At 71.0% G+C, this 21,569-nt stretch carries 15 protein-coding genes; 1 reads left to right on the top strand and 14 read right to left on the bottom strand.

Going from position 1 to position 21,569, the window contains the following annotated elements; translation table 11 throughout:
• Window positions 1-102: 102 nt before the first annotated feature.
• Window positions 103-516, bottom strand: coding sequence for a globin (locus ACWD4G_RS27680; RefSeq protein WP_451297973.1), 414 nt, complete (start codon window positions 514-516; stop codon window positions 103-105).
• A 145-nt stretch (window positions 517-661) separates the two neighbouring features.
• On the opposite strand from ACWD4G_RS27680, the gene ACWD4G_RS27675 reads away from it, so the two are divergent.
• The gene (locus ACWD4G_RS27675; RefSeq protein WP_451297971.1) at window positions 662-1,645 is read left to right on the top strand and encodes a methyltransferase domain-containing protein; all 984 of its coding nucleotides are present in this window, start codon (window positions 662-664) and stop codon (window positions 1,643-1,645) included.
• A gap of 102 nt (window positions 1,646-1,747) precedes the next feature.
• On the opposite strand, the gene ACWD4G_RS27670 is transcribed toward ACWD4G_RS27675, so the two are convergent.
• The 13 genes from ACWD4G_RS27670 to ACWD4G_RS27610 form a co-directional block, all read right to left on the bottom strand.
• Window positions 1,748-3,559, bottom strand: coding sequence for an FHA domain-containing protein (locus ACWD4G_RS27670; RefSeq protein WP_451297969.1), 1,812 nt, complete (start codon window positions 3,557-3,559; stop codon window positions 1,748-1,750).
• A gap of 243 nt (window positions 3,560-3,802) precedes the next feature.
• Window positions 3,803-5,185, bottom strand: coding sequence for a vWA domain-containing protein (locus ACWD4G_RS27665; protein WP_451297967.1), 1,383 nt, complete (start codon window positions 5,183-5,185; stop codon window positions 3,803-3,805).
• Window positions 5,186-5,356: 171 nt separating this feature from the next.
• Window positions 5,357-6,676 (bottom strand): PP2C family serine/threonine-protein phosphatase, encoded by a 1,320-nt coding sequence (locus tag ACWD4G_RS27660; protein WP_451297965.1) that lies wholly within the window; start codon window positions 6,674-6,676, stop codon window positions 5,357-5,359.
• A 3-nt stretch (window positions 6,677-6,679) separates the two neighbouring features.
• Window positions 6,680-9,439, bottom strand: a complete 2,760-nt coding sequence (locus ACWD4G_RS27655) for a tetratricopeptide repeat protein (RefSeq protein ID WP_451297963.1) — start codon at window positions 9,437-9,439, stop codon at window positions 6,680-6,682.
• Window positions 9,436-10,761, bottom strand: a complete 1,326-nt coding sequence (locus tag ACWD4G_RS27650; protein ID WP_451297961.1) for a hypothetical protein — start codon at window positions 10,759-10,761, stop codon at window positions 9,436-9,438. Before ACWD4G_RS27650 ends, ACWD4G_RS27655 begins: the two co-directional genes overlap by 4 nt.
• 128 nt (window positions 10,762-10,889) lie before the next feature.
• Window positions 10,890-11,918 carry a glutamate ABC transporter substrate-binding protein gene (locus tag ACWD4G_RS27645; RefSeq protein ID WP_451297959.1) on the bottom strand — a complete coding sequence of 343 codons (1,029 nt, stop codon included), beginning with the start codon at window positions 11,916-11,918 and terminating at the stop codon, window positions 10,890-10,892.
• Between the two features lie 35 nt (window positions 11,919-11,953).
• Window positions 11,954-13,471: a hypothetical protein gene (locus tag ACWD4G_RS27640; protein WP_451297957.1), complete on the bottom strand. Its 1,518-nt coding sequence runs from the start codon at window positions 13,469-13,471 to the stop codon at window positions 11,954-11,956.
• Window positions 13,472-14,559: 1,088 nt separating this feature from the next.
• Window positions 14,560-15,516: an N-acetylglucosamine kinase gene (locus ACWD4G_RS27635; RefSeq protein WP_451298051.1), complete on the bottom strand. Its 957-nt coding sequence runs from the start codon at window positions 15,514-15,516 to the stop codon at window positions 14,560-14,562.
• Window positions 15,517-15,536: 20 nt separating this feature from the next.
• On the bottom strand, window positions 15,537-16,802 hold the full coding sequence (locus tag ACWD4G_RS27630; RefSeq protein WP_451297955.1) for a 6-phospho-beta-glucosidase: 1,266 nt from the start codon (window positions 16,800-16,802) through the stop codon (window positions 15,537-15,539).
• 7 nt (window positions 16,803-16,809) lie between these two features.
• Window positions 16,810-17,718, bottom strand: a complete 909-nt coding sequence (locus ACWD4G_RS27625) for a carbohydrate ABC transporter permease (RefSeq protein WP_451297953.1) — start codon at window positions 17,716-17,718, stop codon at window positions 16,810-16,812.
• 31 nt (window positions 17,719-17,749) lie between these two features.
• Window positions 17,750-18,640 (bottom strand): carbohydrate ABC transporter permease, encoded by an 891-nt coding sequence (locus ACWD4G_RS27620; RefSeq protein ID WP_451297951.1) that lies wholly within the window; start codon window positions 18,638-18,640, stop codon window positions 17,750-17,752.
• A 120-nt stretch (window positions 18,641-18,760) separates the two neighbouring features.
• Window positions 18,761-20,098, bottom strand: a complete 1,338-nt coding sequence (locus ACWD4G_RS27615) for an ABC transporter substrate-binding protein (RefSeq protein WP_451297949.1) — start codon at window positions 20,096-20,098, stop codon at window positions 18,761-18,763.
• 171 nt (window positions 20,099-20,269) lie between these two features.
• Window positions 20,270-21,478 carry an ROK family transcriptional regulator gene (locus tag ACWD4G_RS27610; RefSeq protein WP_451297947.1) on the bottom strand — a complete coding sequence of 403 codons (1,209 nt, stop codon included), beginning with the start codon at window positions 21,476-21,478 and terminating at the stop codon, window positions 20,270-20,272.
• Window positions 21,479-21,569: the final 91 nt, after the last annotated feature.

Here is a 21,569-nt window from a genome sequence, read left to right as displayed (position 1 = left end):
TCGGCTCTGGGCCTGAGGGTCAGATGTCTTACGTCAGACGTCTGATGTCTTGTTGCCCGTAACCATGACATCGGGGTCGGGGTGCGTCAATACCCCGGGTGCTCAGCCGGGAGCGTTCACCATCGAGGCGGCCGCGTAGGTGAGGTAGTTCCAGAGCGTGTGCTCGTGTTCCTCGGAGAGGTTCAGCTCGTCGACGGCGTCGCGCATGTGCTTCAGCCAGGCGTCGTGTGCGGCGCGGTCGACGACGAAGGGGGCGTGGCGCATACGGAGGCGGGGGTGGCCGCGGTTCTCGCTGTAGGTGGTGGGGCCGCCCCAGTACTGCATCAGGAACAGCACCAGGCGCTCCTCGGCCGGACCCAGGTCCTCCTCGGGGTACATGGGCCGCAGGATGGGATCCTCGGCGACACCCTCGTAGAAACGGCGCACGAGGCGCCGGAAGGTCTCCTCGCCGCCGACCTGCTCGTAGAAGGTCTGTTCCTGAAGTGTGCCCCGCCGAATCTCTTTCACGTAGCCCATGGTCTCAGACGGGTGGGCGGAGGACTCAAGGCTTAGGACCACGGAAGGTGCCGTACGCGGTGGGAGGAGGGGAACGGGGTGGGCGATTCCGGAACGGGCGGGTGTGGCGCTCGCCTCCAGGGGCGTCGCGCAGCACAGTGGAGACATGGGCACGCACGCTGTGGATCACGGCCTGGAGCGGGTCGCCGCCGAGGCCCGTTCGGCGCTGGTGCGGGAGATCGAGGCGAGCGGGGCATGGGACGCCGACCCGCGATGGCGGGAGGCGTTCGAGGCGGTGCCGCGCCATCTCTTCGTGCCGTACTACTACGTCAGCGGTGTGACGGGCTTCGAGCGGCTGTGGGGCGAGGAGCGCGACCCCAGACGGCGTGAGCGCTGGGTGCGCGGCGCCTACGCGGACGCTCCGCTGGCCACGCGGGTGCGGGACGGGGAGCTGATCTCGTCCAGCAGCCAGCCATCGCTGATGGCGAAGATGCTGGCCGAGTTGGAGGTGGAGGACGGCAACCGGGTGCTGGAGATCGGGGCGGGGACCGGTTACAACGCGGCTCTGCTCGCCCATCGGCTGGGCGACGACCTGGTCACGACGGTCGACCTGGACACGGACATCACGGAGGCGGCGCGCACACATCTGGAGGCCGCCGGGTACCACCCGACCGTGGTCACGGGGGACGGGGCGCGCGGGGTGCCCGAGCGTGCGCCGTTCGACCGGATCATCGCGACCTGCACACTGCGGTCGGTTCCGCGCGCCTGGCTCGCCCAGTGCACACCCGGGGGACGGATTCTGACGCCGTTCGCGACGGGGCTGGTCCGGCTGCTGGTGGGGGATGCCGAGCACGCGGAGGGGCGTTTTCTGCACACGTCGGCGTTCTTCGTGCCGTTGCGCGGGGGCGGGGACGAGCCGGAGGCGGTGCGTCCGCATCTGGGCGGGCTGCCGCGCCGGGCCAGGGAGCACGATCTCTTCCGGTTCCTGCTGGCCCTGACGGCGAGCAGCCTCGACCCGCACGAGGCGCTCGCGCTGTGGCAGCGGGAGGGCATGCCGTCGCGCGAGCGCTATGGGATCACCGTCAGCGGCGAGCGTTCCTGGGCCTGGCTGGACGACCCGGAGGGGGCTTACTCCTGGCCCCTGCCCTGACGGTTCGAGGTGTCCCGGCACCGGTCGGGACGGACCGGTGCCGGTCGGGACGGGCCAGTGCCGGTCCGTCACGACCGCTGCCGAGCGCTCCGCTCCGCCGGGTCAGCCCCGGCGGATGGTGATCGTCGTCCAGGCGCCCACGTGGACGCGGTCGCCGTCCTGGAGGGGGACCGGGACGAAAGGCTGGATGGGTTCCTCCGAGCCGTTGACCGTGGTGCCGTTGGTGGAGTTCTGGTCTACGACCGCCCAGCTGCCGTCCGGCTGCTGCACGAGCACGGCGTGCTGGTGCGAGACACCCGGGTCCTCCGGCGGCACCGACAGATCGATGTCGGGGGTGTCGCCGGTGGAGTGCCGGCGGCGGCCGATGGTGATCTGGTTGCCGGTGAGGGTGCGGTGCTGCTCGGGGGAGTACGCGGGCAGGTTCAGGCCGGCGGCCTCGGGGCCCGAGCGGTGCATCATCGCCATGAAGTACTCGCGGTCCGGGCCGATGGTCGCGCTCCAGGTCGACGGCGCCTGCGGGTACGCGGGGCCGGGCGGGGCCTGGGTGACACCGGGCTGCGGGTAGCCGTAGCCGCCGGGACGCGCTCCGGCGGAGCCGGGACCACCGGGGCCGCCCGGACCACCATGGCCGCCGGGGCCCGAGGACGGCGGGGAGATCACCCAGTCGTCGTCGCCCCCGAAGGCGGGGCCGCCCGGACCGCCGGGGCCACCAGGGCGTCCGGTCTCCTGCGGGAACGAGGGGGGAGCCGGCGGAGCCGACTGCTGGAACGCCTGGGGCGCCCCGCCCGCCGGGCCACCACCGGGACCACCAGGGCCACCGGGACCGCCCGGACCGCCACGGCCGGGCAGGCCGCCGGGCCCGCCAGGACCTCCGGGGCCACCCGCCGCACCCGGCGTCGGGCCGGGCGGGGGCGGGACCGGACGGGACGGATCGCCGCCGAAGCCGGAGGGGCCACCGGGCCGCGAGGGGTCACCGCCGAACGCCGGCGGACCGCCGGGCCGCGCGGGGCCACCGGGACCGGCCTGGCCGCCGGGGCCACCGGGGCCGGGGAAGCCGTCACGCCCACCGGGGCCGCCGGGCCCACCCGGGCCGGGGAAACCTTCACGCCCGCCGGGCCCACCGGGACCAGAGAAGCCATCCCGACCACCAGGTCCACCGGGTCCACCCGCCGAGCCACCGGGGCCGCCGGGACCGGGGAAGCCGTCACGCCCACCGGGACCGCCCGCCGGGCCGCCGGGCCCACCGGGACCGGGGAAGCCGTCGCGTCCGCCAGGCCCACCGGGGCCACCCGGACCGGGAAACCCGTCCCGGCCGCCAGGTCCGCCAGGTCCACCGACCCCACCCTGTCCCCCCGGCCCGTCCCCGAACGGCGGGCTCGGCGGGATCGGTTCGGCCGGGCGGTTCACCTGGGAGGGGCGGGAGCCCTGGTAGTCGTAGGCGTCACCGCCGTAGGAGGGCGGAGGCGGCTGCTGGAAGCGGAGCGCCGGGTTCCCGCCCGGACCGCCACCCGGGCCGCCCCCACCCGGACCGCCACCGGGACCGGGACCGCCAGGACCACCCGGCCCCCCGGGGCCCGGAGCGGGCGGGCGCGGCGCGGCCGGGGTGTAGGTCGTCGCCGTATTGGTGAGGAAGTTCCAGCGGCACTCCTCGCAGAAGGGCGCACCGCCTTCACGGGGCGTGCGGCACTGCGGGCAGAGCTCCGGCTCGGCACCGAGATGCGGGCGCGCGCCGCCGGGACCGCCAGGGCCTCCGGGGGGCGGGGGAGGCGAGCCGGGCGGCGGGTAACCGTAACCGGCGCCCGGGGGCGGCGGCGGTGGAGGCGGCGGCGGGGGCACGGCACCGGCCATACGGTGACCGCAGACCTCGCACCAGTCGTCGGAACCCGACTGGTGTCCGTTCGGGCAGGTCGGCATGTCGGCGCTTCCCCCTCTCCTTTCGGCCCCTCGGCCGGTTGTTGTGGCCGCGACGGGCCGGTGTGGCCGGTTCGCTCCGGGCCCCCGGTGGGGGAGCCGGGCTGACGTGCAGCGGTACGTTCCGGTTACTGCGTGTGCTACGGGTGTTACGGGTGTTACGGGTGTTGCGAGTACTGCGAGTACTGCGGGTGTTACGGGTACTACTGGTTCGTTCTCGGCACTTCTGTACTACTCGGCACTTCTCTACTTCTTTACACGAACAGTCTTTGTGGACCGCGTCTCAAGAGTCATCTCGTCCGCCTCCGTGACCTTCGCCTTCAGTCGCACAGTACCTGTCGCCGCGTCGACCACGTCCACCACCTTCGCAAGCAGTTTCGCAGTATCCGCGTTCCCCGACGCGCTGGCGAGCTGAACGGCTCGGCCCAGCTTGGCCGTTGCTCCGTCCATATCGCCCGCTTTGCGTGCATCAAGCCCCTGTTGAATGACTTGCGCCAGTTCGGCCTGACCTGTGTAGTGCGCGACCTGGGGGTTGATCGAGGTGGACGCGACCATGTCGTCGGTCCAGACGGCCTTCACCAGACCCTGGGCGCCGAGGTTCTGGGCGGTGCCTCCCCCACTCTCGGCTCCGCTCGAGCGGGAGGTGCCCCCAGGCTGGGGGATCACCAGGGAGACGCGGGCGGCGAGCATCTCCTGGTTGAGCGAGGCAGGCGGGACCTCGACGCACACGTGGTAGTCACGGGACTCATCTCCCCACGAGCCCGTCGGATAGTCCCCGGCGCGCGGGCCGGCCTCCGTGCGACGGTCGGTCAAGTCCTCGACGCTGGGCGCCACTTGCTTCACGAACTTGATCCGCGTACCGACCGGTGTCCACAGGCGCAGCGCGACATCGGCGACCTCCTTGCCCATGGTCGCCTCCATCATCTGTGTGAAGTCGGCGGACAGGGCGGCCGGGTCGGCGACGATGTCAGCCGTGCCGAGCAACGCGGACGCGATCTGGGTGACCTCCTTGACCTCCCAGTCGGTGCCCACTCCACGCGCGTCACAGGTGAACCGTCCGGCACAGGCGTCCAGCGCGGCCTTCAGATCCTCGGGCGACTCGTGCTCGTTGCGGCCGTCGGTGAGCAGGATGCCGTGGCGGATGGCGACATCGGCGGAGGCGAGGAGGCGGTCGGCGAGCTTCAGCCACGTACCGATCGCGGTGCCGCCGCCCGCGCTGAGCCTGCGCAGCGCCTGTTTGGCCTGGTCACGGGTGGAGGCATCGGCGACGGCGAGCCGACCGCCGCCGGGGTAGACCTCGCGGGCCACATGGGTGCCGTCGATCACCGCGAAGTGAACTCCGTCACGCAAGGTGTCGATCGCGGCGGCGGTGGCGTCACGGGCGTTGCGCATCTTGGTCGGCGGATAGTCCATCGACCCCGAGCAGTCGACCATGATCGCCACGGCGGCGGAGGGGCCCTGGCCGGGCGAGTACAGGTGCGGCGCGGTGACCGCGCTGCCGATGGTGCCCCCGCCGGTCGCCGAGACCGTCACGATGGCGTTGACCTCGCGGCCGCCCTCCGGCAGGTACTCGTTCTGGTACACGTCCACCGAGAACTGCGGCACGTTCGACTTCGAGAAATTGGCCATGCCTACCCTGATCCCCCTAGTGGCCCCACAGCACGTGGGGTGACGACTGTGCGTGCCCGTGTCCGGACCGGTCCCCTCCGGTCCGTCGGCCGTCCCGTCCGGCCGCCGAGGAGTCCACGGGCAGGGGGAGGACGCACCGCTGTGCGGCGGCCTCCCCGCCCATGAGTTCTCTCAGGCCGATCCTGCCCCCTGGGGAGGGGCCGGGAACGGCAGGACGGCCACTGTTACGTTGTCGTGGCCACCACCGTCGAGGGCCCGGCCCACCAGAACCTGGGCGCAGTGCAGCGGACGCGCCGCCGCGTCGAGGGGCACGGCCTCGGCCATCTCCTGTGCCGCCTCCGCGTAGTTCCACAGCCCGTCGGTGCACACCACCACCGCACCCGGCCGGTCCGGCTTGAACGAAGCGGTGTGCGGCTCCAGTTCGTACGCGTCCGCGCCGAGCCAGCCGGTGATCGCGTGGGCGCGCTCGTCGGCGTACGCCTCGGCCTCGCTCATCAGGCCGTTGGCCACCATCTGCGCCGCCCAGGAGTCGTCCTCGGTGAGGCGTGCCGAGGGCGCGGAGCGGTCGACGGGGACCCAGTAGGCGCGGCTGTCGCCGACCCACCCGACGACGAGCAGGCTGGGGGTCACCACGGAGCCGACGATCGTGCACGCCGGCGCGTTCTGGTGCGGGGCGTGCTCGGCGGCCGTCCGGGGCTCGTCGGCGAGGGCGTTGACGGCGCGCGCGGCGGCGACGATCGCGTCGTGCATGGCCTGCTGCGGATGCGTGCCGCGCGGCAGGGCTTCGAGGAGCGTCTCGTTGGCGGCGTGCGCGGCGGCCATGGAGGCGTCGTCGGGGCGGGTCGCGGACGACACGCCGTCGCAGACGATCGCGACGACCGCCGGCGAGCCGTCGGGCAGCGCGGTGGAGGAGATCGCGAACGCGTCCTCGTTGCGGTGGTGGCGCAGACCCCGGTCGCTGACCGCGGCGACGGCGCCCAACTCCAGCTCCATGTGGTCGCGTTCACGCGGCTGGGCGTGTCCGCAGTTCTCGCAGTAGCCGTCCCGGTCGACATGGCCGGCCCGGCAGGCCACGCACAGCTTCGTCCCGGGCGGCGGCGGTGCGGTCGGCTCGGCGGTGCGCGGGTCCGGCGGCTGGGGCGCGGCCAGCGGGTAGTCCTCGGGCTCACGGGGCCGGTCGAACCGTACGCCCCGCCCGGGGCCCGGTAGTTCGCCGCCGCCGGACTCGGTGCCCTGGAGGTCGGTGGGCAGGACCACCGGCGGGGTCGTCCCCGCGCTCGGCTCGGAGGCGACGGGCCAGGCCATGGGCGCGGCCTCGTCCGGGGCGGCGCCGGCCGTGCCGTTCAGGGCGATGGTCGGGTGGTCCTCCCGCTGCGCGGGCGCCACGGAGAGATCGTGTCCGCACGCACCGCAGAAGCGGTCGTCCGAGGCGAGCGGCCACTCGCAGATCGGGCACTTCGTCAGCGCGGTCGGCTGGGGCATCTGCGACATGAACTACACCCACGTCCGGGGGCGGTAACGGTTGGCACGTTCCACCAGGTCGATCCTCTCCTCGCCGCCCTGCGCGAGCCGGGCCAGCGTGCGGTACGAGCGCTCCAGGCCGAAGCGGAGGCCACGCTCGTCCAGGGCGCTGCCGAGCAGCACCCGCCCGGCGTCCGCCGGGGACGAGGCCCCCTGGGCACCGGAGAGTACCCAGTCCAGGGCACAGCCAAGGACCTCTGTGGACAACTGCTCGCGGCGCACCGCGTCCAGACCGTATCCGCCGAGCGCCTCGATCTGGCCCGCGGCGGCGACCAGATCGTCGAGGAACGGAGTATCGGGCACACCCTCGGCCGTGGTCTCCGCGCGGTGCCGCAGCCGGGCCCGTACGGCGGCGACCCGGGCCGCGGTGTAGTGGATGGACGCCTCCGGAACGGTCTCCAGGGTGCGTACGGCGTTCTGCCGGTCCCCGGCGGTCAGGCGGACCCGGGCGAGGCCGAAGGCGGCGCTGACATAGCTGGGGTCGGTCGTCCACACCAGCCGGTAGTACTCGGCGGCGTTGTCCATCTGCCCCAGCACCTCGGCGCACAGACCGAGGGCCAGCTTGGGGGCCGGCTCGCCCGGAAAGGCGTCGTAGATCGCGTCGAAGGACAGCGCCGCGTTCTCGTGGTCGCCGGTCGCGAGCGCGGCCACGCCCCGGTACCAGACCACCCGCCAGTCGTCGGGGTGGTCCCGCTCCAGCGCGTCCAGTGTGCTCAGCGCGATGGTGAACTCGCCCATCTCCAGCCGCGCCCGCAGCTCCCGCAGCCGCAACTCCAGCGACCCGGTGGGCGCCGCGTGCAACGCGGTGATCAACTCGGCGGGCGCCGAGGCGATGAGCCCCGCCAGGAACCCGGCGTTCGGGTCGCCCGGGTCCACGCGGGGGACGGGCAGCGCGAGAGCGGCGGCAGCGGTGTCGAGGGGTTTGGTGAGCTGGGCGGGGCTGGAAAACGAACGTTCGCTCGCGGAAGCTTGCCCCCCGTGGGAAAGCGAACGTTCGCTCGCGGAAGCCTGACTGTGGGAAAACGAACGTTCGCTCACGACAGCCCCGCCCGAAAGCGAATGTTCGTTCACGGCAACCGCCCCCGAAAGCGAACGTTCGTTCCGCGCCCGCACCCCCGCCTTCCCCCGCCGCACCCCCCGCCCTTCCCCGACGGCCCGCACCCCCAGCCGCGACACCTCCCCGTCCAACTCGGCGAACAACTCCGTGTCGGTGACCTTCAGTTCGGGCCCGAACAGTGTCGACAGCGCCGGCCGCGCACGCCCCGTCTGCAGTGAGACGACCTCCCGCAGCACACCTGTCAGCTGCTCGGACATCTCCTGGGCGGAGGCGAAGCGGCGGGCCGGGTCGGGGTCCGTCGCGCGGACCAGCAGCCGGTAGAAGGACTCGTACTGGCGGAAGACCTCAAGGTTGTCGGGGTCGGGCAGGGAGTCGACGAAGACATTCGTGTAGCCCTGGAAGTCGAAGGTGAGGACGGCGAGGGTGCGGGCGACGGTGTAGAGGTCGGAGGCCACGGACGGGCCCACGTCGGCGACTTCGGGGGCCTGGTAGCCGACCGTGCCGTAGATGGCCGACTCCTCGTCGTCCATCCTGCGCACCGCGCCCATGTCGATCAGCTTGAGCTGGTCCTCGGTCTGGATGGCGTTGTCGACCTTGAAGTCGCAGTACAGCAGGTTGCGGCTGTGGAGATGGCCGAGAGCCTCCAGCGCCTCGATGCCGTACGCGCACGCCTGTTCGACCGGCAGTGGATCGCGCCGGCCGTCCGCCGTGCGACGGCCGTTGGCGATCTCCTTGAGGGACTTGCCGCCGACGTACTCCATGACGATGTACCCGTCCAGCGAGCCGGTGCGCTGGTCGAGATGTTCGACGAAGTTGTAGATGCGGACGATGTTGTTGTGTTCGATCTCGGCGAGGAAGCGGCGCTCGGAGATCGCGGCGGCCATCGCGTCCTGGTCCCCGGTGTCGAGGAGGCCTTTCAGCACGACCCAGCGGTCCGAGACCGCCCTGTCTATCGCGAGATAGATCCAGCCGAGCCCGCCGTGCGCGAGACAGCCCACCACTTCGTACTGGCCGCGCACGATGTCACCGGTGTGCAGCTTCGGCACGAAGGAGTACGGGTGGCCGCACTTGGTGCAGAAGCCCTCCGTGCGCCCCGGCCGGTCACCGCGCGCCCGCCCCACCGGCGCCCCGCAGTCGGAGCGCGAGCAGAACCGCTTGCGCTCGGGCACCTCGGCGGTCTCCAGCACCATCGAACGCGGGTCCGGACGCGGTACGTCCGGCACCTGGACCAGGCCAACGCCCAGCCGGGCCCGGCCCGATGAGGCCGCGGTCTTGCCGGAGCTGCGGACCGACACCGAGCGGCCCGTCGACTTGCCCGACAGGGCGCGCGAGAGGCGCCCGGAGACCGAGCGGCGGGACTGCGAGGAGCGCGAGGACGGCCGGGAGGCGCGCGAGGAGCCGCCGGAGCCGGAGCCCCGTGAGTCCCGGCCGCCGCCGGTGATCCCGGTCGGCGGGGAGGCCACCATGCCGTCGGGCGAGACCACCGGCGCCAGACCGCAGGTGTCGCAGTACAGCTCGCCGCCACCGACGTCCTCGTACGATCCCTCGCAGCCGGGCCGCTGGCACGGCCGCTGCGGACCCTGCCCGCCCGTCTCGCCGCCGGTCTGTCCGCCTGTCTCCTGGCCCGTCTGTGCGCCTGTCCGTGCGCCCGTCCGGCTCTCGTCCGGCTGACTCACGATTCCTCCCCCCTCCGGTCCTGGGGCGCCCGCTGCGCGGGCACCGACTGGCCGAGCAGCTCGGCCGCCGCCTGCTGGTAGCGCAGGACGGCCTGCTCGGCGACGCGCAGATCGCAGGGCGCGCTCCACAGCATGCGACGCGCCACGTCGTACCGCTCCACCAGCAGCGAGTCCTCCGCGAAGCCGAACCGGGCGACCTTCGCCTTGTACGCGTCGAGTCGGCCGCGCAGCTCGGCGCGCACGGCCAGCGGCGCGGTGACCGCCGTCAACGACTCGCGGGCGCGCAGCAGTTCGTCGTCCGCCTTCTGCTCAAGGGACTCCAGCAGCGGTGACAGCCGGTGCCACTGGGCATGTCTTCTGTACTCGGCGGCCATCGCCAACTGCTCCTGCAGCACGGTCGGCGGGCCGCTCACCACGGGCACCTCGGTCGCGGCGATCTTCGCCAGCACCTCACCGCGCGCGAGCCGCGCCTCGGCGAGCGTACGGTCGGCGCGGCTGAGCACGTCCCGCAGTTTCACCAGCCGGGCCTCCGCGTCCTGCCGGACCGTCAACACCGCCTCGATCTCCCGCCGTACGTCGTCCAGGGCGCGCGCCTCACGGTCGTACGACGAGGTGTCCGGACGGCCGCCGCCGGGGGCCGAACTGCCGGGCGTCGGCAGCCAGAAGGCCAGCGGATCGGAGACGACCTGCTCACGGAGTCCGGTCAGGGTGCGGGTGATCCGCTCCAGGTCGTCGCCCGAGGGGTGTTCACCGGGGCGTACGCCCACGGAGTGCGCGAGTTGGCGGGTGCGCTGGAGCTCGGCGGACAACAGGTCGATACGGGCGGGCAGCGCGGACCACACCGCGTCGGCCGCCACGACCATGTCCAGCGAGGACGCGTACAGGTCGTTCATCCGGTCCACCAGGGCGGCCAGCGAGAACTGCTCGCTGAGGCGGCCCGCGCCCCGCAGTGTCGGCGCGTTCGCCATGGCGGTGGCCGAGCCGGCGACCGTGACGGCCTGGCCGCGCAGCAGCTCGGTCAGCTCCGCCAGGTCCTCACGGCTGGACCAGCGGCGGCGCGAACGGATCTCCCGGGCGCCGCGCAGGGCGTCCGTGTACGCGTCGAAGTAGGCCCACAGCAGCGTGATCGACGCCTCCGTGGACTCCCAGCGTTCCTTGGTGACGCCGGTCAGTTCGGCGCCCTCCAACAGCCTGCGGCCCGCGTGGTCCTGGAGGGCGAGCAGCGAGGTCTCGATGGCCTCGTGCTCCGCGCCGAGCCGCGCAAGCGCACGGTCCACCTCGTCCCGGTCCATCACCGGCCCGGTGGAACCCGCGACGCCCATCGATCACCTCTCGCTGCTGTCGGTGTCGGTCAGTTGAATACCGGTCGGTCGAGTGTCGGTCGGTCGGATATCGGTCGTCGGATATCGGTCGGTTGATCGGTCCTTGCGCGTGTTCCGTGCACCGCATCTCAGTCCCGGTAGCCCTGGTTCGTGGGCGGCCGGGAGTCCGTCGAGTCGCTGCCGAGGGTCTGGGACAGCCACTCGTCGTACGAGTCCTGCCAGCCGTCCTTGAGATAGTCCACCAGCACCTGATTGACCCGGCGTACCAGATCGTCCGCTTCCTTGTTCATCGCCACGCCGTAGTACTCGGTGGTGAACGGCTCGCCCATCAGCTTGACCGTGGGGTCCTGCGCCGCCTGGCTCGCGGCGAGCGCTCCATCGGTGATCACGGCGTCGGCTTCGCCGAGTTGGAGCCGCACCAGACAGTCGAGTTGGTTGGGGACTTCGATGATCTTGGTGGAGGTGGGCTCGCCCGGCTTCGGATCGGCCTTGAGCGCGCTCAGGGCGGTGGAACCGGAGGCCGCGCAGACCCGCTTGCCGGACAGTGTCGTGTCATAGCCTTCGATGTCCGAGGAGTTGGGGGCCAGGACTTGCTGGCCGGTCTTGAAGTACGGCTGGGAGAAGGCGACTTGCTGCATACGGCTGCAGCTGATCGTCATGGTGCGGACCACCATGTCGACATCCCCGTCCTGGATGGCGGGAATGCGTTGGTTGGTGGGAATCGCCTTGAAACGCACCTTGTTCGGGTCGTCGAGGATCTCCTCGGCTATGCGGTGCGCCAGATCGATGTCGAAGCCCTCCAACTCGGCGCCGGCCTCGGTGTTGTTCGGGTCGCGATAGCCCCAGCGGTAGCTGTTCTGGTCGACGCCGATGGTGATGACGTCGTTCTTCTTGATCCTCGCGATGGTGGGGCCGGACTCGTCCGACGAGGGCCGCAGGCTCTGGTTCTCCGGGTCCTTCATGGTGTCGCACTCGTCCGCCCGCGCCTGGGTCGCCCGGCCGACGCCCTGGCCGCCGGTGGCCTGGGAGCCGTCGCCGCGTGTTCCGCTGATCGGCAGCACCAGGGCGAAGATCACGGTCAGGGCGCAGAGGACCGCCATCGCGCCCACGCCGCCCCAGCCCCGGACACCGGCCCTCAGACGTCGTACCGCACTCATCGCTCCTCCTTCCACCGTGTCTCTTTCCGCCCGTCTCATCGGTACTCCGAAAGCCTGCGACCGATGCCCAGTACGGCGCCCGCGGCGGCCAGCACCGCGAGGACGGCGGCGCCGACCGGGAGCCCGGTCATGGCGCTCCGGCCACCCCGGGCGGCCTGCTCGAACTCGATCTTCTCGTGGTCGAGCGCGGCATCCAGATTGTCGTCGACCTTGTCGAAGCATTCGCCGGTCGGCTTGTCGCCCTGCGGGCAGTCCTCGGAGGCCTCGCCGCCGATCACCTGGTTCAGCGCACACTGGTAGTTGCCGTCGTCGTCGGCCGCGCGGGCGCTTTTGTGCCGGTCCTGCCACTCCTCCATGTTGCTGACGGCGGCCTTGACGGGCTGTTTGCCGCTGTCGTCGTCGGCGATCCGCTCGGCGGCGGCCAGCCGGGACTCCAGTTCCTTCATATTGGCCGAGAAGGTGTAGTCGAACTCGTCCACGTCCTCCTCCTCGCCGTCGACCTCGACCTTCTTGGTCTGCGCGCCCCGGCTGATCAGCGTCAGGTTCTCGTTGCCGCGGGCCGTGAGGGAGGCGATACGGGCGTCGTTGAGGACGGTCAGGGAGCGTACGCCGTTGTCGTACGAGTTGTTCAGGCCCGTACGGGCGAAGGTGTGACCGGCGGTCAGCCACAGCAGGACGATCGTGGAGGCGGCGGTCGCCGCGACCAGGCCGTGGTTCAACACCCGGTTGGTGCGGCGGTAGTTGCGGCGCTGGGCCCAGATGAGGGCGCCGATGGCGAGGGCACCGAGAACGATGGCCGCCCAGGGGTACGAGGTGGCGTCGGCGTAGTCGTCGCGCAGCCGCTCGTTCTCGTTGTCGTAGATCCGCTTCGCCTCCGGGAGCATCTCCTTCTGCATCTTGTCGTTCGCGTAGCGCAGATAGGCGCCGCCCAGGGGGTAGCCCAGCCGGTTGTTGGCTCGGGCCCGCTCGATCAGGCCCTTGTACTCGGGGAGCATCTTGTTCAGCTCGGCGATGCGCTTCTCGGTGTCCGAGCCGGGCTCCGAGGCGGCGGCGGCCGTGGCCAGATTGTCGGCGGCCTCCTTGATCTCCCGCTCGTATCTCTCGCGGGAGTCCTTTGTCTCCTGCCCGCCCGCGAGGAAACCGCTGGAGGCGGCGGTGTTGGCGTCGGCGAGGGAGCTGTAGATGGCGGCCGCGGCGGAGCTGAGGGGCTGGCTGCCGTTCAGTACGTCGTCGGCGGCGCTCGAACGGTCCGTCATCTGCCAGGCGGTGACCGAGCCGAACGCGACGACCAGGAAGGCGAGAACGGCGCCGATGATGCGCAGCCGGCCGGGCTCGGTGACCGCGGCCGCCCTCAACTGGTCGAGGCCTTCCGCGAACGCGGTCCGGCGGGGCGGTTCGCCGTCGGGACCGCCGGGGCCTCCGGCGGGCGGCACGGGTGGCCGGGACACGGGCTTGCCGCCCTGCGGCGGTACGGCCGGGAGCGTGCCCCCGTTCTGGCCCTGGCCGGAGGGCGGGACCGGCGGTGCCGGGCTGCCGTTCGGCGTATATGTCACGTGACCTCCCCCATGGTCATCCCTCGGTCACCTCCGCCCGTACGCCACGCCGACTCGACCGGGGTCCGGTGGCCGGGGCCGTGTCCGGCGCTCGGCACATGGGCGGAGGAGCGCGGTCGCCGCAAGTATCGCCGCCGGGACTGACATCCGCACAGGCCTTGACTCGATCTTGTTCCCCGATCGTGTCCGTATGGCTTTTCGGTACCAGTTCCTGCCCATGAATACGCGGTCCGATGTGCGGTGGTTCCCGCAGGCCGAGCCAACTCCCGGGGGCTGCCGCCCCCGTACCCCTGCGGGGGATGAGGGGGTGTCGGGTGTGTGAATGTCGTGTGCGGGTGGGTGGGGGTTGCTCGCGCAGTTCCCCGCGCCCCTAAAAGACACGGCCCCTGCGGGCCGAAAAGCCCAGCCCTTGCGGACCCTGATGACTGGCCCCGCAGGTCCTGAAGACGGCGGCCCCGCAGGTCCTGAAGACGGCGGCCCGGCGGGCCCGAAGACGCCGGCCCGGCGGGCCCGAAAACGGCGGCCCGGCGGGCCCGAAGACGGCGGCCCCGCAAGCTCGAAGACAGCGGGCCTCCGGGCCGGAAGATGCCAGCCTCCGGGCCCAAAGATTGCCCGGCCCTGCGGCCCGAAGACAGCGGCCCCGCAAGCCCGAAGACGGCGGCCCCGCAAGCCGGAAGACGGCGGCCCCGTAAGTCGGAAGACAGCGGCCCCGCAAGTCGGAAGACGGCGGCCTCGGGTCGGAAGACGGCGGCCCTTGAGCCTGAAGACGGCGGCCCTGAGTCGGAAGGCGGCGGTCCCCGGGCCAAAGACGGCGGCCTTGCGGGCCTGAGGACGGTGGCCTCGCGATTCTGAGGACCGCAGCCTCCGGGCCAAAGGACGGTGGTCCTGTGGGGCTGAAGGCGGTGGCCCCGTGGGCCGATGAAAAGGCTGGGCGCAGCCCGCGTTTTCAGGGGCGCGGGGAACTGCGCGGCCAGCCCCCACCCACCCGCACTCGCCTCACAACCCCACCCCCCACCCCCTGACGCGGGGGTCGAAGGGGCGTAGCCCCTGAGGATGGGACGGGTAGGGGCGGCGGGGGCGAAAACAGCTCACGCGCCCTCGAAACGCGCACGTACGCGCGCGTGCACCCCTTCCCCCGCCCCCACCCGATCCAACCCCAACAACGCCGCCCCCAACACCGGCGCGGCCACGACCACCTCAGGCACAGCCTTGGGAGCCACCCCGGCCAACAACTCCCGCACCCGATCATCGAGTCGACCATGACGAGCGGCGAGAACACTCCCCCCCAGCAGCACCGGAGTCTCCTCCCCCAACAGATCCAGCCGCGACAACGCGACCGCAGCCATGGCGACCACCTCCTCGGCCAGCCGATCCACCAGAGAACAGGCCACCGCATCCCCCGACGCCGCCACAGCGAACAGCACCGGCGTCAGCTCATGCCGCCGCACAGGATCGATCTCCTCCAGATGAAGCGCCTCGATCAACGCGTACATGGACTCCAGCCCGAAGTGCGCGGGCAGCGCCCGCGCGAGCGCCGTGGGCCCACCCCGCCCGTCCTCCGCCCGCGCCGCATGCCACAACGCCTCCTCGGCCAGCCCCCAACCCCCGCCCCAGTCCCCGGAGATACGCCCCAGCGCGGGAAAGCGGGCGGTACGCCCGTCGGGCCGCATACCGACGCAGTTGATACCGGCCCCGCACACCACGGCCACCCCCCGTGGCTCGGCGACACCGGCCCGCAGGATCGCGAACGTGTCATTGCGCACCTCCACGGACGCCCCCCACGCGCGCGCGTGCAACGCCCGCGCCAACCGCTCCTCCTCCACGGGGAAGTCGGCGTTGGCGAGACAGGCCGAGACATGGTCGACACGGCCGAGCCCCGCTGCCGCGAGGGCCGGACGGACGGCTTCGGCGAGGGCGTCCACCGCCGCGTCCACCCCGACCGTCGGCGGCCGGAACCCACCCCCACGAGCCGTGGCCAACACCTCCCCGTCCGGCGCGACCACGGCCACATCGGTCTTGCTGTTACCGGCATCGACGGCAAGCACACTCCCGCGCACAGCCCTGCTCACGCCCACGCGAGGTGCTCCCGGTTGTGCGCGATCAGCTGATCGGTGAGGGCGTCGGCGTACTCGTACTGGCCGATCAGGGGGTGGGAGAGAAGCGCCCGGAAGACCCGGTTCCGGCCACCCCGCAGAGCCGCCTCCAGTGCCAGGTCCTCATACGCCGTCACGTTCGCCATCAGGCCCGCGTACAGGGGGTCCACGGACGCTACGGGCAGCGGGGCCGCGCCCTCGGCGGTGATCGCCGCCGGTACCTCGATGACCGCGTCCGAGGGGAGGAACGGCAGCGTGCCCCGGTTCAGGGTGTTGACCACCTGATACGCGCTGCCCCCGTCGCCGAGCAGCGACGCGGCCAGGTCCACCGCGGCCTCCGAGTAGAACGCGCCGCCCCGCTTGGCGAGCAGCGCGGGCTTCTCGTCGAGCGCCGGATCGGCGTACATCTCCAGCAACTCCCGCTCCATCCGCGCCACTTCGGCGGCCCGCGACGGCTTCGTACGCAGTTCCCGTACGACCTCGTCGTGGGCGTAGAAGTAGCGCAGGTAGTAGGAGGGGATCACGCCCAGGCCGTTCAGGAGGGCGGGCGGCAGGCGCAGGTCGGCGGCGATCGTCTCGCCGTGCTCGGACAGCAGCTTGGGGAGGACGTCCTCGCCGGTCGGGCCGCCGAGGCGTACGCCGGTCTCCCAGGTGAGGTGGTTGAGGCCGACGTGGTCGAGGTGGACCTCGCCCGGGGTCACCCCGAGCAGCGCGGCGAACTTGCGTTGCAGGCCGATCGCCACGTTGCACAGCCCGACGGCCTTGTGGCCGGCCTGGAGGAGTGCCCGGGTCACGATCCCCACCGGGTTGGTGAAGTCGATGATCCAGGCGTCGGGGTTGGTGCGCCGGACGCGTTCGGCGATGTCCAGGACGACCGGGACCGTGCGCAGCGCCTTGGCGAGGCCCCCCGCGCCGGTGGTCTCCTGGCCGACGCAGCCGCACTCCAGCGGCCAGGTCTCGTCCTGCTCGCGTGCCGCCTGCCCGCCGACCCGCAGTTGCAGCAGTACGGCGTCGGCGCCCTCGACGCCCCGGTCCAGGTCGCCGGTGGTGACGATCCGCCCGGGGTGGCCCTGGCGGGCGAAGATCCGCCGGGCCAGGCCGCCGACCAGCTCCAGGCGCTCGGCGGCCGGATCGACGAGCACCAGCTCCTCGATCGGCAGCGTGTCCCTGAGCCGGGCGAACCCGTCGACGAGTTCGGGAGTGTAGGTCGACCCTCCGCCGACCACAGTGAGTTTCATACCAGTTTTAACCCTTTACTCCGGTCAGGGTGACGCCCTCGACGAACGCCTTCTGCGCGAAGAAGAACACGAGGATCACGGGGGCCATGACCAGCACGGTCGCGGCCATGGTCAGATTCCAGTCGGTGTGGTGCGCGCCCTTGAAGGACTCCAGGCCGTAGGAGAGGGTCCAGGCGGCGGGGTTCTCGGAGGCGTAGATCTGCGGGCCGAAGTAGTCGTTCCAGGCGTAGAAGAACTGGAAGAGCGCCACGGCGGCGATCCCCGGTTTCGCCATCGGCAGTACGACCCGCAGCAGCGTCCTGAACTCACCGCAGCCGTCCACCCGCGCCGCGTCCAGGTACTCGTTCGGGATGGTCAGCAGGAACTGCCGGAGCAGGAAGATCGAGAACGCGTCGCCGAAGGCCATCGGGATGATCAGCGGCCACAGCGAGCCCGACAGGTCCAACTGCTTCGCCCAGAACAGATACATCGGGATGACCACGACCTGCGGCGGCAGCATCATCATCGAGATGACCAGCATCAACGCCGCATTCCGGCCCCGGAAGCGGAACTTGGCGAGCGCGTAGGCGACGGGGACGGACGACACGACCGTGAGGACGGTGCCGAGGCCCGCGTAGATCAGCGTGTTCCTCCACCAGGTGAGGAAGCCGGGGGTGTCGAAGACCTGGCGGTAGTTGCCCCACTCCCAGGTGTCCGGGACCAGATCGCGGGTGAGCGCCTGCTGGCCGCTCATCAGGGACGTCAGTACGACGAACACGAAGGGGAGGGTGAAGAAGAGCGCGGCGGCCACGCCGAGGGAGTGGATGCCGATCCACTCCAGGAGCGCGCGCCGGCGCGCGGTGCGCTCGGCCGCCGGGGCCGCGCCCGACTCCACCGGCTTGTCCGTCACTTGTGCCTGCGCCTGTGTTTGAGTCATCGGGGTCAATGGAGTCAATGGGCTCATCGGGTCATTCACCTGCCTGGATCAGTCCGCCCCGGCGCCGCAGCAGCAGTGCGGTGAAGGCCATGGACAGGGCGAACAGCACCAGCGCGACCACACAGGCGGCGCCGTAGTCGAAGCGCTGGAAGCCGAGGTTGTAGACGAGCTGGGGGAGGGTCAGCGTGGACTTGTCCGGGTAGCCGGGCTCGAAGGACTGCCCCGAGCCGCCGATGATCCCGGAGGCGACCTTCCCGGCCACCAGCGGCTGCGTGTAGTACTGCATGGTCTGGATCACGCCCGTGACCACGGCGAACATCACGATCGGCGAGATGTTCGGCAGCGTCACGAACCGGAACCGCTGCCACGCCGAGGCCCCGTCCAGCTCGGCGGCCTCGTACTGCTCCTTCGGTACGTCGAGCAGCGCGGCCATGAAGATGACCATCAGATCGCCCACGCCCCACAGTGCGAGCGCGGTGAGCGCCGGCTTGGACCAGGAGGGGTCGGTGAACCAGCCCGGTGTCGGCAGTCCCAGGTCGCCGAGGATGGAGTTGACGGGCCCGGTACCGGGGTTGAGGAGGAAGACGAAGGCGAGGGTGGCGGCGACGGGCGGCGCCAGGTACGGCAGATAGAAGAGGGTCCGGAAGACCCCTGCCCCCGTCTTGATCTTGGTGATCAGCAGACCGACGCCGAGCCCGAACACGACCCGGCAGGTCACCATCACCAGCACCAGCCACAGGGTGTTGCGCAGGGCCGGCCAGAACATCGGGTAGTCGTTGAAGACATAGGACCAGTTGCCGAGGCCGCGGAAGACGGGGGTGCCGAAGCCGTCGTACTTCATCAGGGAGAAGTACACGGTGGAGATCAGCGGGTAGGCGAAGAAGACGCTGAACCCGATCAGCCACGGCGACAGGAAGGCCACCGTCCGAAGCGCAGACCGGCGGCGCTTGGCGCGGAGCGTGCCACCGGACGCGCGCGGGGGGCGCGCGGTCCGGGGCTCGATGGCTTGCGTGTGCGTGTGCGCGGACATGGGGGCGTACCGCTACTTCGCCTGCGCGATGTCGGTGTCGATCTGCTTCGCGGTCTTCTCCAGCCCCTCCCGCAGATCCTTCACCTTGCCGGACTCGTACTGGTAGCCGAAGTCCTGGAGGGTCGTCTGGTACGTGGAGCCGTTGATGGAGGCCGGAGGGGTGTTCGAGTGCTCGTTCTGGGCGATGTCCAGGAACGTCTGGAAGCCGGGGTCGACCTTGAGGTCGGGCGACTTCAGGGCCTCGAACGTGGACGGCACATTGTGGATGGCGTTGGCGAACGACACGACCGCCTCGGTGTCGGTGGTCAGATACTTCACCAGCTCCCAGGCCGCGTTCTGCTTCTCGCTCTGCGGGGCGATCCCGATGATCGTGCCGGAGAGGAAGCCCTTGCCGTACTCGTCGACCTCGTCGTCGGCCACGGGCATCGGGGCCGTACCGATCTCGAAGTCGGTCCCGGCGGTCTCCGCCATCCCGAGCCGCCACTCGCCGTCGAGCTGCATGGCCACCTGACCGGTCTGGAACGGGTGCTCGGCCCCCCACTCGTCACCGAAGGTGTTCCGGTACTTCTCCAGCTTCTCGAACCCGCCGAGCGAATCCACCAGGCTCTTCTGGTACGTGAACATCTCCGCGAACGCCGGGTCCTTGGCGATGTTCGACTTGCCGTCCTCGTCGAAGTACGCGTGGTCCCACTGGGACATGTAGTGGTCCACGACGGTCTCGTAGCCGTGGTAGTTCGGCATGAACCCGAGCTGCGAGTAGCTGTCGCCCTTGGTGACGGTCAGCTTCTTCGCGACCTTCGCGAACTCCGACCACGTCTTCGGCGGCGATGTGATCCCCGCCTTCTCGAACGCGTCCTTGTTGTAGTACAGCCCGTACGCGTCCCCCAGCAGCGGCAACGCACACCGGGTGCCCTCGAACTGCGTGTAGTCCAGCATCGGCTTCGGGATGATCGAGTCCAGGTCGAGCTTCGACTTCTCGATGAACGGCTTGAGATCGGCGAAGGCCCCGGACGAACAGAACTTCCCGATGTTGGAGGTGGTGAAGGACGACACCACATCCGGCCCGTTCGAACCCCCGGCCCGCAGCGCCTGGTTGAGCTTGTCGTCGTTGATGTTCCCGACGACCTTCACGGTGATGTTCGGGTGCGCCTTCTCGAACCGGTCGACGTTCTCCTGAATCGCCTTCGCCTCGGCGGGCGCACTCCACCCGTGCCAGAAGGTGATGGTGGTTTCGGCGTTGGGGTCGTCGGAGGCGTTGGAGGAGGACTGTCCGGTACAGGCGGTGGCGAGGAGGGAGAGGGCAGCTGTGGCGGCGAGCGCAATCGCCGTGTTCTTGGATATTCCGGGCATGGCAGGGTCTCCTGAGGGAGGGAAGAGGGCGACATGTGACGGAGGGGTGCGCCCTGGACACCTAGGGGCGCGGGGAACTGCGCGACCAGCCACGACGGACCGGCAGTCAACAAACAACCTGCGGTAGCGGAACGAACCTTCGTTTTGCGACGAACGACGAACGACGAACGGTCAGCGAGACGTGTCAAAAACCTCGTCACGCACATTGGTGAGCGCGCTCTCCAACGCCCCCCGCAGCACAGGGCGTTCAAGCACATCACCAAGAACAAGCCGAGGCTGGGAAGCGGCAAGCTCCCCCAACTCGCTCTGGACCAACGCCCTCAACCGCTCCCCGCCGGAGGCAAGCGCACTGCCACTGAGAACGATCAACTCAGGGTCGAGTACGGACACAAGCGAGGCCAACCCGGTCGCGACCCCGGTGGCGTACGTGGCCAGAAGTCGCCGATGCGGACCGGAGTCGACATCGGCGGCCCGCGCCACCAACTCCGCAGCGACCTCGGCGTAAGGCCCCTCGGGAATGTCGGTGATCCCCAACTCCTGGGCGAGCCGGGGAATGACCTGCGACCCGGCGAGTTCCTGGAACCCGCCGCTGTTCGCCTTGGTGACCTGCCGGACCAGCGGAGCGCCCGGCACGGGAAGGAAGCCGACCTCCCCGGCACCCCCGGTGAACCCCCGGTGCAGCCGTCCGCCGAGGACGACGGCGGCGCCGAGGCCGCCCTCGTTCCACAGCAGTACGAAGTCGTCGTGGCCCTTGGCCGCGCCCAGCCGCTGTTCGGCGAGGGCGACGAGGTTGACGTCGTTCTCGTACTCCACCGGCATGGGCAGCGCGGCGGCGAGTTCGTCGAGGAGGGTGGGGGAGTGCCAGCCGGGGAGGTGGGAGGCGTAGCGCAGCCGCCCGGTGCCGGGGTCGAAGGCGCCGGGGGTGCCGATGACCAGGTGGCGGACGTCGGACCGTACGAGCCCGGCGGCTTTGACGGCCCCGTCGAGGGCGGCGGTGACCTGCTGTACGGCAGGCTCGCCGGGGCGGCGTCCGGGGGTGGGGACGGCGCACTCGCCCACCGTGCGGCCGGTGATGTCGGCGACGGCGGCGAGGACGCGCTCGGGGGTGACGTCGAGGCCGGCGGCGTACGCGGCGGTCGGGTTGACCGCGTACAGCTGGGCGTTGGGGCCCGGTCGGCCCTCGCCCCCGCCGGTCCCGCCGGTGCCCGTGGCGATCACGAGCCCGGATGCTTCGAGCCGGGCCAGCAGCTGGGAGGCGGTCGGCTTGGACAGCCCCGTCAGCGCGCCGAGCCGGGTGCGGGACAACGGGCCGTGTTCCAGCAGGAGTTCGAGCGCGGCCCGGTCGTTCATGGCGCGCAGCACGCGGGGGGTTCCGGCCATGTGTACGCCACCTGCCCAACTGTTAGGAAAGTTTCCTATCGGATGCCAGGAAGATAGGACTAGACCAGCTGCCCGTCAATATCCGGCCACC

This window comes from Streptomyces sp. NPDC002643 (assembly GCF_053592555.1).
This window is presented reverse-complemented; position numbering and strand designations above follow the sequence as displayed.

Bases quoted from the DNA above. Each gene is read 5' to 3' on its own strand.
- ACWD4G_RS27680 (WP_451297973.1), bottom strand. From the start codon at position 516: ATGGGCTACGTGAAAGAGATTCGGCGGGGCACACTTCAGGAACAGACC.
- ACWD4G_RS27675 (WP_451297971.1), top strand. From the start codon at position 662: ATGGGCACGCACGCTGTGGATCACGGCCTGGAGCGGGTCGCCGCCGAG.
- ACWD4G_RS27670 (WP_451297969.1), bottom strand. From the start codon at position 3,559: ATGCCGACCTGCCCGAACGGACACCAGTCGGGTTCCGACGACTGGTGC.
- ACWD4G_RS27665 (WP_451297967.1), bottom strand. From the start codon at position 5,185: ATGGCCAATTTCTCGAAGTCGAACGTGCCGCAGTTCTCGGTGGACGTG.
- ACWD4G_RS27660 (WP_451297965.1), bottom strand. From the start codon at position 6,676: ATGTCGCAGATGCCCCAGCCGACCGCGCTGACGAAGTGCCCGATCTGC.
- ACWD4G_RS27650 (WP_451297961.1), bottom strand. From the start codon at position 10,761: ATGGGCGTCGCGGGTTCCACCGGGCCGGTGATGGACCGGGACGAGGTG.
- ACWD4G_RS27645 (WP_451297959.1), bottom strand. From the start codon at position 11,918: ATGAGTGCGGTACGACGTCTGAGGGCCGGTGTCCGGGGCTGGGGCGGC.
- ACWD4G_RS27630 (WP_451297955.1), bottom strand. From the start codon at position 16,802: ATGAAACTCACTGTGGTCGGCGGAGGGTCGACCTACACTCCCGAACTC.
- ACWD4G_RS27625 (WP_451297953.1), bottom strand. From the start codon at position 17,718: ATGACTCAAACACAGGCGCAGGCACAAGTGACGGACAAGCCGGTGGAG.
- ACWD4G_RS27615 (WP_451297949.1), bottom strand. From the start codon at position 20,098: ATGCCCGGAATATCCAAGAACACGGCGATTGCGCTCGCCGCCACAGCT.
- ACWD4G_RS27610 (WP_451297947.1), bottom strand. From the start codon at position 21,478: ATGGCCGGAACCCCCCGCGTGCTGCGCGCCATGAACGACCGGGCCGCG.